Raw genomic sequence first — 16257 nt, 5'->3', positions numbered from 1 at the left:
AACCATGAAGATTTCATACAATTGGATTAAAGAATATTTAGATTTAAACGTATCACCCGCTGATTTGGCGGAAAAAATCGAACGGACTTCCGTTGAAGTTGATGACGTCGTTAAGCCTAGTGACGGTTTAAAGAAAATCGTTGTTGGCCACGTCTTGTTGATTGAAATGCATCCAGATTCAGACCACTTGCACATTTGTCAAGTAGACGTAGGCGAAGACGAACCCTTACAAATTGTGTGTGGCGCGCCTAATATTGATAAGGGTCAAAGGGTTATTGTTGCTTTGCCTGGTTCCCGCATTGCCGGCAACGTTAAAATCAAGAAGTCTAAGATGCGCGGTGTTCCTTCCGCCGGTATGATCTGTGCTCTACAAGAAATTGGTTTTTCAGATGATGTGGTTCCTAAGGAATACGCCGATGGAATCTATGTTTTACCAGCCGATGCCACGCCGGGTGACGATGTGTACGATTACCTGGGGATGAACGACAGCCTGATCGACTTGGATGTGACACCTAACCGGGGTGACATGCTGAGCTTGAACGGAACGTTGCATGATTTGGCAGCCATCTACGACCGACCAGTTACCCTTGATCAAGTTGATTTGAAGGAAGCCGGTCACGCCATCGAAGGTCAATTGGCTGTTCACGTAGATGCTGATTTAGCCCCTCAATACCGGATGCGGTTAGTCAAGCAGGTTAAGCTGGCTCCAAGTCCAATGTGGTTACAGGTTCGTTTGTGGAACGCTGGTTACCGGCCAATCAACAACGTGGTCGATATCACGAACTACATTATGCTGAAATATGGTCAACCTTTGCACGCTTTTGACTACGACAAGTTTGCTGGCCAAGACGTTTACGTCCGGACGGCTAAAGCTGGCGAAAAGCTGACGACCTTGGATGAAGGCGAACACGACTTAGACCCACAAGATATCGTCATTGCCGACGACAAAGCCCCAATCGCGTTGGCTGGTGTGATGGGTGGATTAAGCACGGCTATTTCCGATGAGACCGTCACGGTGGCCATTGAATCTGCCGTTTTTGAACATGATCACATCCGGAAGGCGGCCCAACGGCATCATTTACACACGGACGCTTCTCAACGGTTCGAACGTGGTGTCAACCAAGCGGGCGTGCAAGAAGCCTTAGACGCTGCTGCGCAAATGATGAACGAACTGGCCGCGGGTGAAGTGCAACTGGGTTCCGTTGTGGGTTCAGTAAACATTCCTGATCCAGCGGTCATTACGATTACGTTAGGCCACATCAATGCCGTCTTGGGAACTGACCTTGACCTCACTAAAGTTACCCATATCCTGGAAAGCTTAGGCTTTGACGTCGCTAGCGAAGGCGAAACGCTTACGGTGACGGTGCCGGTTCGGCGGAACGACATTCACATTCCGGCTGATTTATTGGAAGAAATTGCCCGGATCTACGGTTACGATGAGTTACCAACGACGTTACCCACTGGGCGGATGACGATGGGGACGTTGACTTCCGCACAAAAATTGATGCGAGCAACGCGGCACTCACTGGAAGGTTTGGGCTTGAACCAAGCGATTTCCTACGCATTGACGACGGAAGACAAGGCCAAGATGTTCTTGATGCAAGACAGTGAAACGACCCAATTGGCTTGGCCAATGAGTGTTGATCACGCGGTTTTGCGGATGAACGTTGTCACGGGGCTCTTAGACGACATTGCCTACAATTCTGCTCGTAAAGTGAAGGATGTGGCTTTGTACGAACAAGGCCGGGTCTTCTATCGTGAGGATGGTACTGACCGTCCGAACGAACAGGAACACATTGCTGGTGCAATCACCGGGACGCTGATGCCTGCTGGTTGGAACCAACCTGCCCAAGAAGTTGATTTCTATCAAATCAAGGGGATCGTTGAAGCTTATCTGAAGGACATGGCCGTTAACGGGGATGTCACTTACGAAGCCAATACCGATATGCCTGAAATGCATCCAGGTCGAACCGCAGATATCTTAGTTCACGGTCACCGGATCGGTTTCATGGGTCAAGTTCACCCTACGATTGCTAAGCAATTTAAGATTGGTGCCACTTACGTCTTTGAACTCAACTTGCAGGCAATCATCGATATGCCTAAGCAGGAAAACCAATACGACGTGATTTCACGTTACCCAGCGATTACGCGGGACATTGCCATGCTGGTAGCCGATGACGTGACGAACGAACAAATCGTGGCCTTGATTGAAAAGCGGGGCGGAGCATTCCTGCAGTCCGTCAAGCTGTTTGACGTTTACGATGGTGTCAAGGTCCCTAAGGGGAAGAAGTCATTGGCTTACACCCTGACTTACCAAGACAAAAATGAAACGTTGGTCGATGACGCCGTTACGCAAGCCTTCGAAAAGGTTGAGAAACGCTTGCAAGATGACTTAGGTGCTGAAATTCGTTAATTTTCTCCTGATTACCGCTTTCGGTTGGTAGGAATACGACAGTGAACAGTTATTTCGAAATTGATAATTGGTATCATGAAATTTTAACGATTTCAGATGAATCACCTTGTTAACGTCTCTCATTTATATTTTTAAAAAACCAACTAAAAACGTGTTTGATTTTCTTGCGGGAAGATTGAACACGTTTTTGTTAAAAACGATCGTTGGTTGGGTCAGGTTGCCAACTGATTGCTGAAAAAAAGATTACATTTTCATCAAAGTCCCATTTTCATGTTCCCGCTTAGGGGGAAGTTCTGTATAATGGAGGAGACTATGGCATAGAACGGAGGAAATAAGTTGGATAATGGCACAGATCCCACGCCTACACGGCATGAAGCGGGGAATAAACGTTCATTTGGACGACGCATTATCATTGGTGTGGCAAGTCTGCTTGTGATTCTGGCAGTAGCAATTGGTGTCTTCGGGTACCACTACTTCCAGACGTCACTGAAGCCCTATGATGCTGATGATCAAAACGTGGTTCAAGTTCACGTTCCCCTTGGAGCGACCTCGAATAAGATTGGTCAGATTCTCCAGGATAAAAAAGTGGTTAAGAGTGGTATGGTTTTCAACTACTACGTCAAATCAAATAAATTCACGAACTTTCAGGCAGGTTATTATCAATTGAAACCTTCAATGAGTTTGAAGCAAATTGCTACGCAGCTTCAAAAGGGTGGTTCGGCGGAACCAATTCAGAGCCAAGCTGGTAAGGTCCTGGTTCGTGAAGGTGAGACAATTGATCAACTAGCCGCTGAGATTCCACAAACCACTGATTTCACCAAGAAGGAATTCATGAGTCTGATGAAAGATCAGGCTTTCTTCAATCAGTTGGCGGTCAAGTATCCACAGCTGTTGGGTTCAGCCAAACAGGCTAAGCACGTCCGGTATCGGTTGGAAGGTTATCTAGCTCCGGCCACGTATCAGGCTAGCAAAAAGATGACCTTGAAACAGATTGTGACCCAGATGGTTGGTAACATGGACCAGCAATTGCAACCGAGCTACGCTGCCATCAAGAAGCAAGGCCGTAGCGTTCAAGAAGTTCTGACCCTAGCGTCCTTAGTCGAACGTGAAGGGGTCACGCAATCTGACCGGGACAAGATTGCGGGGGTCTTCTTAAACCGGATCAAGGCAGGAATGGCACTTCAATCTGATATTACCGTTCAGTATGCATTGAAGACGACTAAGAAGACGTTGACTTACAAGGATTTGAAGGTCAAGTCACCGTATAACTTGTACATTCATACGGGATACGGGCCTGGTCCGTTTGCGAACCCGAGCGCTTCATCGATCAAGGCGGTCTTACATCCGGCTGACCGAAAGAAGGGGTACTACTACTTCATCGCCAATACCAAGACGGGAAAGGTATACTTCTCAGAAACCTATGCGCAACATCAAGAAAAAACAAGTTCATTAGCAAGCGATAATAAATAAAGGATGGCGACAGTGTTGGCAGACAAAAAGCGACCGATCATTATTGGGGTAACTGGGGGTTCTGGTAGCGGTAAGACGACCGTTAGTCGGGCAATCTTCAATCAGTTGATTGGACATTCAATCATGATTTTGCAACAGGATTCGTATTACAATGATCAGTCCGAAATGACCATGGAAGAACGGGCAGCGGTGAACTATGATCACCCACTGGCCTTCGATACAGATCTTTTAATTTCCCAGTTGAAGCAACTTTTAGATCGTCAGGCAATTGAGAAGCCTGTGTATGATTACACGCTCTCAACACGTAGTGACAAGACGATTCATCAGGAACCACGGGATGTCATTATTTTGGAAGGTATCTTAATTCTAGATGATGAACGGTTGCGGGATTTGATGGACATCAAGGTCTTCGTCGATACTGATGATGATATTCGGATTATTCGGCGGATCGAACGGGACATGAATGAACGGGGCCGGTCGTTGGAATCCATTATTCAACAGTACCTAGCGACGGTTAAGCCAACTTACCATCAATTTGTTGAACCAACCAAACGTTACGCTGACCTGATTGTGCCTGAAGGTGGCGAGAACCAAGTCGCCATCGACCTGTTAGTTACCAAGATTCGGGCAATTCTTGAGGCTAGTGGTAACGAACAAGTTTTTGACAATCCAGATACAACCATATAGAATAGGACGGGTTAGCTGACAAAACAGCTAGCCTTTTCTAAATCACAATAAATTTAAGTCGTAGGGAAACTCACGACATTTAAAAACTGTTAAAGGGGTGGCCAAAGTGGCACAAGACAAAATGTATCCAATGACCGAGGAAGGCAAGGAGAAGCTTGAAGCCGAACTCGAAGATTTAAAAATTAATCAACGTCCTAAGGTAATCGATCGGATCAAGATTGCTCGTTCTTACGGGGACCTTTCAGAAAACTCTGAATACGAGTCAGCTAAGGACGAACAGAGTATGTTGGAAACGCGAATCAGCACCGTTGAACGGATGCTCCAATACGCGCAGATCATTGACAACGGTGGGACTGACAAAGACGAGATCACTGTTGGTAAGAAGGTCGTCTTCAAGGAGCTTCCCGATGAAGAGCCTGAAGAATACACGATCGTTGGGGCGGCAGAAGCTGACCCAATGTCAGGAAAAATCTCTAATGATTCACCGATTGCTAAGGGTCTTCTAGGTCATCGTAAGGGTGAAAAGGTTACGTTCGAAACGCCGGGCGGTGACATGTCCGTCGAAGTTTTAGACGTTGAATAAAGTTTTTTAAAGTGATACTAAAAAGGATCGGGTTGCTGCTTGCTCAAAAGCTGGCGCTAACCTGATCCTTTTTTAATCAACTATTTTCCAATGAAAACTTGGATGAGCGTGATGACGACGGTGCTTGAGCGTTTTGCTCGTAATACACAATTAAATCGTGCATAATAGAGTTAGTGAAATGATACTTGCAAACTACCCGTTTTTCGTGGTATAAATAGAATGAAAACGGATTCATAGTCTGTCTAAGAGGAGTCTTATATTATGAAAATTAAGGTTACTGATGCAGCAAGTAAATGGTTTCGGGAAGACATGGGCATGACCGGCCGTGGTGTTCGTTTCTTTGGTAAAGTTTACGGCAAGACCCCGGTCCACGAAGGATTTTCACTGGGAATGACGCCTGACGATCATCCCCGCCACCCAGTTGTTGCGGAGAAGAAGGATGATGTGACCTATTACATTACTGAGGGCGACCAATGGTTCTTCGTGGGTTATGATTTAACAATTGATTACGACGCCAAGACGGATGGTCCCGTCTACCAATACGATGACAATGGTGAACTTGATAAATAGCTATTGTCAGTCGGACTATCGCTAAATTGCTTCACAAGTAAAAAGGTCATCGTCAATTTTGACGATGACCTTTGTTTTGTATATCAGAGGTGGTAATCAAAGCAGCTTAAAGCCGCTTCTGTATCTGATTAAGCCGAAACCTAGGAAAATAGGTTAATGCCGACGGTGGTAAAGATACCAGCCACCAGTCAAGGTGATCAGTGTTCCTAAACTAATTAAAATACCGACATTCAGGAGAGGGGGCCAGTAGGCGAGTGTCACTGTGTTGTTGCCTTTAGGTAATTTAACAGCAGTGAACATCCCCACAGTTTTGAATGTTTTAGCGGGACGACCGTTGACGGTCGCGTGCCAACCTTGTGAATAAGGAATAGAGGTGTTCAGCACTTGTCCAGACCTTTGACTTGTCACCGTTCCCTTAAAGTAACGGCTGGTGTGCTTCGTCAGGTGCCAAGGTTGCGTCTTTAGTTGGGTAACCGCTGACTGAAAGCGGTGCGTATCTAATCGGTATAACGTGAAGTTATCCAACCAGAGGGACCCCTTCTTGAGTTGAATCGTCAGTTTCATCGGTTGGCCTTGATCGTGATCAGCCGCGCTCACCATGATGGTGTTGCGGTAGGTCTTATATTGATTCAGGGCCTTGCCGTTTAAAACAAAGTTTGCGTTATCGGGGTTCACGGTGGAGCCAAACGTCAGATAATAGGCGTCGTTGTCTTGCGGTACGAACGTCAGCGTAATCTTGGCTGGCTTCAGCAGATTCTTCTTTTGCAAAACTGCGCCAGTGATTTTAGTCTGCTGATTAATATTTTGGAATGTGACTTGATTGAAGTTTTGTGCCGTGTAAAGTTTCTGATCGGCTGGGTTCCCAGTCAACGCTGCTAACCAGTTAGCCTGGTACTGGGCGGGGTCAGCCGTCTTATTCTTCAACCTGAGAATTTGAGAATTGGCCGCGTAGCCCATCGGGAGTGCGTAGGGGTTACGATAAGTCGTTGCCCAGTGGTCGGACCCAATCTTTTGGTAATCCGCTAGGTCGGCGGCATTAGTCGCGGCCGGTAGTAGACTGCTACCGCTGAGGGCGCCAGACAATTCTTTTTGTTGGAAATAGTATTTCATGTTCAACAGAGAATCGGTGACCAGGGTCCCATTAGTGTACGCAACGAATCCGTCTCCATCGGGGTTTCCAATGTTGCCATAGAAAGTAGGTGTCGTTTTGGTCAAGACGGATGAGAAGACACCACCGCCATTGTATCCCGTCTGAAAGGCATCCCCCTTAGTCCGGAGAAAGGTCTTGCCAATTCGGTAGGCCCCAGAGTCTCTCTGCTGGACCTTGGCGACCAATTGTTGGAGTTCATTGGTATAGTTGCCATATTCACCTTGGGAGACGTAGCTGATGTTATTGAGCGACATAAAGGCGTTGGCGGAAACTTCAGTCAGACCAATCACGAAGAATGTCAGCGGGTAGATCCAGTGAGTCTTCATGGGTAGGGTCGTTAAGGCAAGCGCCAAAACAACGAAGAACAATCCTAAGAGAACCTGGTTCATTTGCAGGAACTTGAAGGCCTTTAGATTGAGTGCCACGTAGGCCCCACCAGCAGCAATCAGTAGCGTGGCAATGGCAATTGCCAGCCATCCAGGTTGAAAGTCGTCGGTGAGCGTTCGTGCGGCCAGCCAAATCAGCCAGAAGCTGACAATAAATGAGAACCGGTACGGGTACCAAACGGGGAACTGACCGGCGTGCCAGAGTAAATCTAATGGTTGAACGCAGAGTGAGAGAGCCAAGAAGATGGTCAACATGCCGGCGGTCAGTCGACTGCGTAGACGGACGCGGCGGTCGCTAAAGAAGAAGATGCTTCCTAATAAAGCAATCGCCCCAATGAAGAGGTTGGCAGTCCCACTAGGCATTTGATCGAAGTTAAAACTGCCCATGAAGAACTTAGCCAACATTTTAGGTGGGAAAAATTCAAATTTCCATTTAAACGTGGTGACCGTGTATTGTGCTTTACTCTGGGCAAGTGACCACCAGGTTGGCAGGAGGATAAATGCGGCCAGTAAGCCACTGACGATTGAGGTCAGTGCAAATTTACCGGTTTGAAGCAGTAGTGTCTTCCAAGTGGTGAATCGATCGACAGCCAGCCAGATAAAGGCCAGAATCATAAAAAGACAGATCATGTAGGCCATATAGTAGTTGACGACCAACATAATTGTCAGCCAGATGACGTAGGTCCGCCACTTGCCGGAGTGCATCAGAAGATACAGACCATAGAAAATTAAAGGCAGTAGGTAGGCAGCGTCCAACCACATGATGTTTAACTGATTGGCAATCGACCAGCCCATCAGGGCATAGGCCGTGGCAAAGGTCACCAACTTGAGTCCTGATTGGGCAGTCGTTTTGTCCAGCAACCAGCCGAAGGTTAATCCCGCGAGACCATATTTAAAGACGGTGAGAAAGAACACACCGGTGGTTAGTGATGCACCAGGACACAGTAACAGTAACCAATTCAAAGGACTCAACAAGTAGTAGGCCCAGGTTCCCAACATTTCGCCACCTAAGCCATTCGCAAACGAATAGAAAATGCTGCTAGGATCGTGAAGAATCGCTCGTCGTAGGTAAGCGAAGAAATCGATGTACTGCTGACCGAGGTCAACGGTGAGTAAACTACTTGATCCGAACGGCGCCATTTGTCGGTAAATAAAATAGGCTGTCATTAATATGAAGGGTGTGAAGAACGCACCCAATAAAGTTGCTTGGCGTCGGGAAAGGGACCAGCGCCGTTTTTTGTCTTGCAAAAAAAGCCACCTCAATCTTTAGAAATTATAAAAGTTAACTTGGAGCCTGTACATTTTCCGTTCAGGTCTCTAGAATAGCATAGAATGATTAAATTTCGGTAGTGGGATAGTGGCCGACGGCGAAGTTTGGTAAAATAGTAACTGTACAATAAGGAGCAGAGCTGTTGTGAAGAATTTTTATAATCGCGTTAGTAACCGAAACCAACGGTCTAGTGGCGGCCCTAGCAAGTCGCAAATTCCGTTCCGGTTAAACTTTCTTTTCTTTATCGTTGCCCTGTTATTTGTGGCGTTAATTGGTCAATTAGCGTACTTACAAGTGATTTACGGAACGAAGTTCAAGGCGGAGGTCAACCAGACCGATACCACGATTGAAACCACCAACGTACAACGGGGGATGGTTTATGATTCCAACGGCAAGGTGTTGGTCGGCAACAAGGCCCACCAAGCCATTTCCTACACGAAGGGTGTCAACGTCTTGTCTACGGACATGTACAAGATTGCCAATCGATTGGGAACGTACTTAACGGTGTCAACCAGTTCGTTAACACCGCGTCAATCAATCGACTACTACTTAACGGATGTGGATCGATTGAAGGCTGTTGAAAGTAAGCTCTCCTTTCCTAAAGGGGCAACGGCCACGCAAAAGTATGATAAGGCTTTGAGTTATTTGCAGGACGATTCTTCCTTTAAATTAACTAAGAGTCAAAAGAATGCTGCGGAAATTTTTGCAAAGATGAGCGGTGCGTACGCCCTGTCAACCACGTATATCAAGGACTCAGGTGTTTCTAGTCAAGAAATTGCCGAAATTGGGGAGCATTTGTCCGAAATGCCTGGTATCAAGGTGGGCACTAGCTGGTCACGGAACTACCCGAACGGGACGTCAATTCAGTCGATCATCGGGACCGTTTCTTCAGAGAAGACTGGGTTACCAAGTGACAGGGTCAACGAACTGCTGGCACAAGGCTACTCTCGTAACGACAGTGTCGGACAGTCTTACCTGGAACAGGAATACGAGCCTGTTTTGCGGGGAACCAAGGCCGAAAAGCAGGTCGAGGTTGCCGGGAACAATACCGTTACCAAGGAAGTTCAGAAGTACGGTGGGCAGAAGGGGGATAACCTCCAATTGACGATCAATTCGACCTTCCAAAGCAAGTTACAATCATTGGTTAAATCGGCTGAAGCTGGTGCTGGTGGTAACTCAACTGGAACCTACGCTGTCGTTATGAATCCGAACACTGGGGCCGTCATTGGGATGGCCGGGGTGGACCGGAATCCATCGACGGGTAAGGTTACCGAAAATGCTTTGGGGACCATCAACAGTGATATCGTTATGGGGTCCGTCGTCAAGGGCGCCATGGTCTCTGGTGCCTTGATGAAGGGAGTCATTACGCCAACCAATAGTACCTTGACTGATATGCCAATCACAGTTGGTGGGGTCAAGAAGGCTTCTTGGTTTAATGCTAACGGTGGTGCCAATATGGCGGTCAACGCGGCTTCGGCACTGGAAGTTTCCTCTAACTCCTATATGATGCAATTAGCCATGAAGGAAGCTGGATTCAAGTACTCATCTGGTGCGGCGTTGACCATGAGTTCGAAGGCCTTTGATATTGAACGGGGCTACTTCAACCAATTTGGATTAGGTGTTAAGACTGGCATTGATCTCCCAGGCGAAAGCACTGGTTTGAAGGGGTCCAGTTCACGAGCCCACATCGGAAACGCACTTGACTTGGCGTACGGGAACTACGATGCCTACACGGTTATGCAAGTTGCCCAATATATGTCAACGGTGGCCAATGGAGGCACTCGGATTGCGCCGCACGTGGTTCAGTCCATTCGTGGGACTAAATCTGACGGATCACTTGGAGCTGTGAAGTCTTCTGTGACACCGAAGGTCTTGAACACCATTGGGATGACAGAAGCCGAGAAAAAGCTGGTTAAGGAAGGGCTCTATGACGTTGTTCATGGGACCAACACTTACAAGACCGGTGCCGAATTGGCTTCTATCTCCCCAGGTATCTCAGCAAAGACTGGGACTGCCCAGACGTATTACAAGGGGAACGAAACGGTTACCTTGAGTTTAGCCTCCTATGCGCCTTCTAATGACCCACAAGTTGTCGTTGCGCTAGCAATGCCTAACTTGGGAGTCGGTGCCGAAGATAACAACATGAAGTTGGCCAAATCCATCTACGCTGCTTACTGGAAATACGTTCAATCGACCTCAACGTTGACGAACCCAACCAAGGCAACAAAGTCGGGTGCGGCCCAGAACACCAACGGGTAATTTAGCTGTTAAGTATTTTTCCTTAACATATTTGAGATTATGACTGGTAATTGCCACGGATTAATGGTAATATATTACGAGTTAAGGGCTCTAGCCTGTAATTTTGAATAAGTTGGGAGGTTACCCACAATGCGTGTACACATCACTTTAGAATGTACAGAATGCCACGAACGCAATTACTTATCCAGCAAGAACCGGCGTAATAACCCGGACCGGGTTGAATTTAAGAAATACTGCCCACGTGACCGGAAAGTAACTTTGCATCGTGAAACTAAGTAAGGTACGGGCGAGAGTCCGCACCTTTTTTTATTGAAATTTTTCTACAAGGGGGTAAACCATGCCGACAAAAGCTGAACTACGACAACAAACTATTCAGGCGTTAAAGATGATGCCAGCTGAGCAACGCCGGGCAGCATCAGCCGACTTGTACCAACAGTTGTTTGCCAGCGATTACTGGCAAACAGCCCGTACGGTTGCAACGACTGTCAGTGGTGACTTTGAACTGGCAACGCAACCCATTATCGAACGGGCACACGCCGAAGGTAAGACGATTGCGGTCCCTGAGACGCTGCCTAAGCGTCAGATGGCGTTTCACGTTCTCGATGATCAGACTCAGTTAGCTCGGACGAAATTTGGCTTGTTAGAGCCAACCAACGGGATGATTGTGGCTCCGGCGGATTTTGAGCTGATCATTGTGCCTGGGTTAGTCTTCGCTCCGACGGGAGAACGATTAGGCTTTGGCGGTGGTTACTATGACCGCTACTTGCCACGGACAGTGGGGGCCAAGGTGGCGTTAGCACTACCAGCCCAGCAGATTCAGCAAGCTAGTTGGCAGGTGGAATCCTTTGATGTTATCCTAGATGCGGTTTTGACCGCAACGGTAAAGTAGAAAGGGAGCCTGACGGTGTCACAAATTAAATATCGATTGAGTCGCTGGAATCAGTACCCATTCATGACGGTGGGCTTAATTGTCATTATGGTGCTTGTTTACGGTGCCATGACAGTGTCTGGCGGCAGTACGAACGTCAACGTCTTAATTACCTATGGCGCCAAGGTGAACGCTCTGATTCAACAAGGTGAGTGGTGGCGCCTTGCCACACCAATGTTCTTACACATTGGGTTCACCCACATCCTAATGAACATGATCACACTGTACTTTGTTGGGATGCAGATTGAAGCAGCATTTGGTCACACGAGGTTCTTAGTGATGTTCTTAGTTTCTGGTATTGGGGGCAACATCGCGAGTTTTTGTTTCTCAGATAGTCTCTCTGCCGGTGCTAGTACGGCTATTTTCGGGTTGTTCGGGGCGTTCATGATGCTGGGAGAGTCCTTCTGGCAGAACCCCGTGATTCAGCAACTCGCTCGGACTTTCATGGCCTTTGTGGTGATGAACATTGCCTTTGATGTGTTTACCCCAGGGATTGACTTGGCGGGCCATATCGGTGGGTTGGCTGCTGGCTTTTTGGTAGCGTATACAGTGGGCGTTCCTAGAATTGGTCGAGTTAGTCTAGTCAAACGTATCGTGGCAACCGCGGTTCTAATCGGTGGATTGGTCTGGTTGTATTTACATGGTATGGCTCAGTAAGCAACGAAAAGTCTCGTGCAATTTTACGGAGGTTGTGGCACAATGAAAACGTTATATGATGTCCAGCAGCTACTAAAACAATTCGGAATTTATGTGTATATTGGCAAACGCCTTTGGGACATTGAGGTCATGGCATTGGAATTGGATCACCTCCGGCAAGCCCGCGTAGTGGATGACAAAACCTTTGTTCAGGCTAAGATTGTTTTGACACATGAACACCGCTTAGAGGAACAACGAGCAAAAATTAAACACCAATCCATTGGAGGGATTTAGAGTTATGGCACGGAATTTAATTGGAATCGATTTGGGTGGAACGACCACGAAAATGGCCTTCCTCTCAACTAATGGGGACATCCTTGCAAAGTGGAGCATTCCGACTGATATTAAGGATGAGGGCAGTCATATCGTTCCAAATATCATTGATTCAATCAATCAACACATTACAAATTCAGAATTTAGCAAAGATGATTTTCTGGGAATCGGTATGGGGACACCGGGTTCCGTTGATATTGAGAACGGAACAGTTATCGGTGCCTTTAATTTAAACTGGAAGAAACGGCAACAGGTCCGTGACCAGATTCAAGCCGGAATCGGTCTGCAGTTCATCTTAGACAATGATGCGAACGTGGCTTCATTGGGTGAATACTGGAAGGGTGCCGGTGAAAAAGACAAGGACGTTGTCTTTGTTACCTTAGGAACTGGTGTCGGCGGTGGGGTCATCGCCGGTGGTCATCTCTTGCACGGTATCAATGGTGGTGCCGGTGAGTTGGGCCACGTGACGGTTCAACCCAACGGTTACCTATGTACTTGTGGAAAGCGTGGTTGTCTTGAACAGTACGCTTCCGCAACCGGGGTCGTACACGTCGCTGCCGATATGGCCAAGGACTTCATGGGAACGTCTCGCTTGAAGGAAATGGAAGACAATCAAGAAAGCGTGACCTCTAAGATGGTCTTCTACTTGGCCGACAACGGTGATATCTTGGCTAACCAAGTGGTTGATCGAGTGACCTTCTACTTAGGTTTGGCATTGGCTAACGTAGCCAACATTTTGAATCCAGCTAACATCATCATTGGTGGTGGGGTGTCTAACGCTGGTAACACGTTGTTACAACCAACGACGCGTTACTTCCAAGAAAATGCCTTTCCAGCTGTGCGGGATTCAACCAAGATTCGTTTAGCCCAATTGGGTAACGACGCTGGGGTTATCGGTGCCGCTTCATTGGCTTTGCGTTTTCAAAAGACTAATTAAGTAAGTCGTTAAGGAAGGAAGATTTAGTTTTGGTTATTGGAGATAGTGGTCTTTCAGGGTGGACGGTCTATGGAATCGTCCTCCTGGTCTTAATTGTAGGCTGGGCAGCATGGCAAGGCGTGACGATTATGCGTCGCAACCGGGTTGCCACGGTCATCGATGAGGAGACCTTCCAAGCAGGGATGCGTAAGGCACAAGTCGTTGACTTACGTGAGAAGAAGGATTTTGATGCGGGGCACATTTTGGGTGCCCGGAACATCCCGTACTCGACATTTAAGACTTACCATCATCAATTGCGTGCGGACTTACCCGTTTACTTATACGATTCAGGGAAGGCCCTCAGTACGCGGGCTGCCTTGGTCCTCAGTAAGGAAGGCTTTCAGGATATTTCGATCCTGAAGACGGGTTACACACGTTGGCAAGGAAAGACTAAGAAGACAAAGTAGCACTTATTAAAAAAGGTATCACGGAAGTTTTCCGTGATACCTTTTTTTGATGGTTGGGCTAAAATCCCAGCTTGTTTTCTAACGCTAAATTTAGCTTACTAAAACGATTAGTTATGGTGTGCAGCGTGGCTCTTGCGGTTAGCTCGCTTCCGGTTTTCTTCAAACCGGGCCTCTTGGTCCTCAATTGGTTCAACGACCTTTTTTTTGAAGGAAAAGACCGCGCCAGCAACGGCACTTGCAGTCGCAACAACGCCAAATAAGAAACCTTTTGTGAAGTGCTTCATATCACTCGACTCCCATCGTTTAAGAATTTAAGTTATCCGCTTCCATTATGCTTGTTTTTTAAGTAAATTGCTAGCAATTTGCGGTGAAAATCGGGGATTCTGTGGTAACCTGAAAGAAGAAAGAATTCAATGCGGAAGGAAGGCGTTTGCCTTGTTTAGACGACCACTGACTCAAATTATTGCGCACCGGGGCAGCAAGGGAACCCGACCTGAAAACACACTGGCTGCTTTTCAGACGGCCATCGACGCGGGGGCCGATGGGATTGAAACGGATGTTCAACTCACACGGGATCATCAGCTGGTTATCATGCACGATGAACGGGTCGACCGGACCACGGACGGGACCGGTTACCTTAAAGATTTCACATTGGCGGAGCTCAAAGCCTTGGATGCCGGGCGTTTTTTTAGTCCGGAGTATGCCGGCACGCCGGTTCCCACCCTGGACGAGGTGATTCAGCTGCTGATTCGCAATGATTTTCGGGGAGTCTTCAACCTGGAACTAAAGACCAATAAAGTTCCCTATCCCGGAATTGAACAACGGCTAGCAAGTTATTTTCAGCGACAACCGGTTCCGTTTCGAGTGGTTTTTTCTAGCTTTCGGGCAAAATCATTGATTACGCTGCGGACATTGTACCCAGAAGCTGAGTATGCCAAACTATTTAAGACGGCGGGGCAGCAGGCTCGGCGGATGCAGCGACGGCATCAGGTGGGTGCATTGCATCCAGATATTCATTGGGTCAAAGCGAACCGTTTTTGGCTGCCGCACGTGCAATTGCGGCCCTGGACGGTCAACAGTGAAGCTGACATGACGTATTGTTTCCGGCATCATTTTGCGGGAATGTTCACCGATTACCCAGCGCGGGCTGTCGCGGTACGTGAGGAAATACAAGGAGAATCTTAACTATGGAAAAAGTGTTAGCAATCGTGGGACCAACGGCGGTGGGAAAGACGGCGTTGTCGATCCGCTTGGCGCAGCAGTTTAATGGTGAGATCATCTCGGGCGACTCCATGCAAGTGTATCGGCACTTAGACATTGGGACGGCGAAGGCCACGGCCGAGGAACAAGCACAAGCGCCACACCACTTAATCGATGTCCGCAATGTTGATCAGCAGTTTACGGTCGCACAATTTGTGGCGGCGGCTCAGAAATTGATTCGGGAGATTACGAGCCGGGGGCATTTGCCAATCATTGCCGGCGGAACCGGTTTTTACCTACAGGCCCTGTTTGACGGCTTGAAGCTAGGTGCAGAGGCACCGGGGGACCCCCAAATCCGTGAACAACTGCGGACGGTAGCTAATGAACAAGGCCCGCAGTACCTCTGGCAACAGTTGGCTGAAAAGGATCCGGTGGCAGCAGCCAAGATTCCCGTTACCAATGTTCGACGGACAGTGCGGGCGCTGGAAGTGATTCAGGTGACGGGTAAGCTTTTCTCTAATCAGGGGGATGCCGGTTCCCAGTACGATGAATGTTACCTAGCGCTGAATACGGACCGGAAACGCTTGTACGATCGAATCAATCAGCGGGTTGACTTAATGGTACAGTCGGGTCTACTGGATGAAGTCCATTGGTTGGCAACACAAGGCGGCACAGACTTACCGGCTGCCACTGGGATTGGATACCGCGAACTGTTACCAGTAATTGATCAGCCAGCGGCTTATCCAGCGGCAATCGACCAGATTAAGCAAGATTCTCGGCACTACGCCAAGCGGCAGCTGACGTGGTTCCGTAATCAGACGACCGCTACTTGGTATGATCTGGTCCAACATCCCGCTGAATTTGAACAAATAACCCAACAAGTGACGACCTGGTTAAGCCGTTAATTCTTACGATTAATTAAAGAACTAACTTTTTTGCCCCTTCATGTTAGAAAATGTAACATGAACCCTTGACTCCCGTTTTCAGGG

At 47.8% G+C, this 16257-nt stretch carries 16 protein-coding genes; 14 read left to right on the top strand and 2 right to left on the bottom strand.

The features are described 5' to 3' along the window. The first annotated feature begins 4 nt into the window (after nt 1-4). The 5 genes from pheT to AB3Y94_RS03340 all read left to right on the top strand — a co-directional run bounded on the left by pheT (nt 5) and on the right by AB3Y94_RS03340 (nt 5723). On the top strand, nt 5-2413 hold the full coding sequence (gene pheT, locus AB3Y94_RS03360; RefSeq protein ID WP_367295108.1) for a phenylalanine--tRNA ligase subunit beta: 2409 nt from the start codon (nt 5-7) through the stop codon (nt 2411-2413). Between the two features lie 336 nt (nt 2414-2749). Beyond that, complete coding sequence (mltG, locus tag AB3Y94_RS03355; protein ID WP_367295107.1) at nt 2750-3883, top strand: endolytic transglycosylase MltG; 1134 nt, start codon at nt 2750-2752, stop codon at nt 3881-3883. Between the two features lie 3 nt (nt 3884-3886). Beyond that, nucleotides 3887-4570: a uridine kinase gene (gene udk / locus AB3Y94_RS03350; RefSeq protein WP_125683330.1), complete on the top strand. Its 684-nt coding sequence runs from the start codon at nt 3887-3889 to the stop codon at nt 4568-4570. 106 nt (nt 4571-4676) lie between these two features. Continuing rightward, nucleotides 4677-5153, top strand: coding sequence for a transcription elongation factor GreA (gene greA / locus AB3Y94_RS03345; protein ID WP_125683332.1), 477 nt, complete (start codon nt 4677-4679; stop codon nt 5151-5153). A 261-nt stretch (nt 5154-5414) separates the two neighbouring features. Further along, nucleotides 5415-5723, top strand: coding sequence for a HesB/YadR/YfhF family protein (locus tag AB3Y94_RS03340; RefSeq protein WP_125683334.1), 309 nt, complete (start codon nt 5415-5417; stop codon nt 5721-5723). A gap of 153 nt (nt 5724-5876) precedes the next feature. On the opposite strand, the gene AB3Y94_RS03335 is transcribed toward AB3Y94_RS03340, so the two are convergent. Next, a complete protein-coding gene (locus tag AB3Y94_RS03335; protein ID WP_367295106.1) occupies nt 5877-8507 on the bottom strand; it encodes a YfhO family protein in 2631 nt (876 codons plus the stop codon). Between the two features lie 166 nt (nt 8508-8673). On the opposite strand from AB3Y94_RS03335, the gene AB3Y94_RS03330 reads away from it, so the two are divergent. The 7 genes from AB3Y94_RS03330 (at nt 8674) to AB3Y94_RS03300 (ending at nt 14068) form a co-directional block, all read left to right on the top strand. Continuing rightward, nucleotides 8674-10788, top strand: coding sequence for a peptidoglycan D,D-transpeptidase FtsI family protein (locus tag AB3Y94_RS03330; RefSeq protein ID WP_367295105.1), 2115 nt, complete (start codon nt 8674-8676; stop codon nt 10786-10788). 129 nt (nt 10789-10917) lie between these two features. Next, complete coding sequence (gene rpmG, locus AB3Y94_RS03325) at nt 10918-11067, top strand: 50S ribosomal protein L33 (RefSeq protein ID WP_011667723.1); 150 nt, start codon at nt 10918-10920, stop codon at nt 11065-11067. 58 nt (nt 11068-11125) lie between these two features. Next, nucleotides 11126-11677 (top strand): 5-formyltetrahydrofolate cyclo-ligase, encoded by a 552-nt coding sequence (locus AB3Y94_RS03320; RefSeq protein ID WP_367295104.1) that lies wholly within the window; start codon nt 11126-11128, stop codon nt 11675-11677. A 15-nt stretch (nt 11678-11692) separates the two neighbouring features. Then, nucleotides 11693-12373 carry a rhomboid family intramembrane serine protease gene (locus AB3Y94_RS03315; RefSeq protein ID WP_125683342.1) on the top strand — a complete coding sequence of 227 codons (681 nt, stop codon included), beginning with the start codon at nt 11693-11695 and terminating at the stop codon, nt 12371-12373. Between the two features lie 42 nt (nt 12374-12415). Next, nucleotides 12416-12646: a YqgQ family protein gene (locus AB3Y94_RS03310; protein WP_125683344.1), complete on the top strand. Its 231-nt coding sequence runs from the start codon at nt 12416-12418 to the stop codon at nt 12644-12646. 4 nt (nt 12647-12650) lie between these two features. After that, nucleotides 12651-13622 carry an ROK family glucokinase gene (locus tag AB3Y94_RS03305; protein WP_125683346.1) on the top strand — a complete coding sequence of 324 codons (972 nt, stop codon included), beginning with the start codon at nt 12651-12653 and terminating at the stop codon, nt 13620-13622. Between the two features lie 29 nt (nt 13623-13651). Continuing rightward, nucleotides 13652-14068, top strand: a complete 417-nt coding sequence (locus AB3Y94_RS03300; RefSeq protein ID WP_367295103.1) for a rhodanese-like domain-containing protein — start codon at nt 13652-13654, stop codon at nt 14066-14068. Between the two features lie 107 nt (nt 14069-14175). Here AB3Y94_RS03300 and AB3Y94_RS03295 read toward each other — a convergent pair whose 3' ends face one another. Further along, nucleotides 14176-14352, bottom strand: coding sequence for a DUF3042 family protein (locus AB3Y94_RS03295; protein ID WP_125683350.1), 177 nt, complete (start codon nt 14350-14352; stop codon nt 14176-14178). A gap of 151 nt (nt 14353-14503) precedes the next feature. On the opposite strand from AB3Y94_RS03295, the gene AB3Y94_RS03290 reads away from it, so the two are divergent. Both AB3Y94_RS03290 and miaA read left to right on the top strand, forming a co-directional pair. After that, a complete protein-coding gene (locus tag AB3Y94_RS03290; protein WP_367295102.1) occupies nt 14504-15253 on the top strand; it encodes a glycerophosphodiester phosphodiesterase in 750 nt (249 codons plus the stop codon). A gap of 2 nt (nt 15254-15255) precedes the next feature. Continuing rightward, complete coding sequence (miaA, locus tag AB3Y94_RS03285; RefSeq protein ID WP_367295101.1) at nt 15256-16173, top strand: tRNA (adenosine(37)-N6)-dimethylallyltransferase MiaA; 918 nt, start codon at nt 15256-15258, stop codon at nt 16171-16173. Nucleotides 16174-16257: the final 84 nt, after the last annotated feature.

The organism is Levilactobacillus yonginensis (genome assembly GCF_964065165.1).
GTDB lineage: Bacteria > Bacillota > Bacilli > Lactobacillales > Lactobacillaceae > Levilactobacillus > Levilactobacillus yonginensis_A.
Note: the sequence above shows the minus strand (reverse complement) of the source record. Positions and strands in the feature narration are given on the sequence as shown.

What these genes read in the sequence shown, in the direction of transcription:
- pheT (WP_367295108.1), top strand. Translation starts at nt 5, where the DNA reads ATGAAGATTTCATACAATTGGATTAAAGAATATTTAGATTTAAACGTA.
- udk (WP_125683330.1), top strand. Translation starts at nt 3,887, where the DNA reads ATGGCGACAGTGTTGGCAGACAAAAAGCGACCGATCATTATTGGGGTA.
- AB3Y94_RS03340 (WP_125683334.1), top strand. Translation starts at nt 5,415, where the DNA reads ATGAAAATTAAGGTTACTGATGCAGCAAGTAAATGGTTTCGGGAAGAC.
- rpmG (WP_011667723.1), top strand. Translation starts at nt 10,918, where the DNA reads ATGCGTGTACACATCACTTTAGAATGTACAGAATGCCACGAACGCAAT.
- AB3Y94_RS03320 (WP_367295104.1), top strand. Translation starts at nt 11,126, where the DNA reads ATGCCGACAAAAGCTGAACTACGACAACAAACTATTCAGGCGTTAAAG.
- AB3Y94_RS03310 (WP_125683344.1), top strand. Translation starts at nt 12,416, where the DNA reads ATGAAAACGTTATATGATGTCCAGCAGCTACTAAAACAATTCGGAATT.
- AB3Y94_RS03305 (WP_125683346.1), top strand. Translation starts at nt 12,651, where the DNA reads ATGGCACGGAATTTAATTGGAATCGATTTGGGTGGAACGACCACGAAA.
- AB3Y94_RS03295 (WP_125683350.1), bottom strand. Translation starts at nt 14,352, where the DNA reads ATGAAGCACTTCACAAAAGGTTTCTTATTTGGCGTTGTTGCGACTGCA.
- miaA (WP_367295101.1), top strand. Translation starts at nt 15,256, where the DNA reads ATGGAAAAAGTGTTAGCAATCGTGGGACCAACGGCGGTGGGAAAGACG.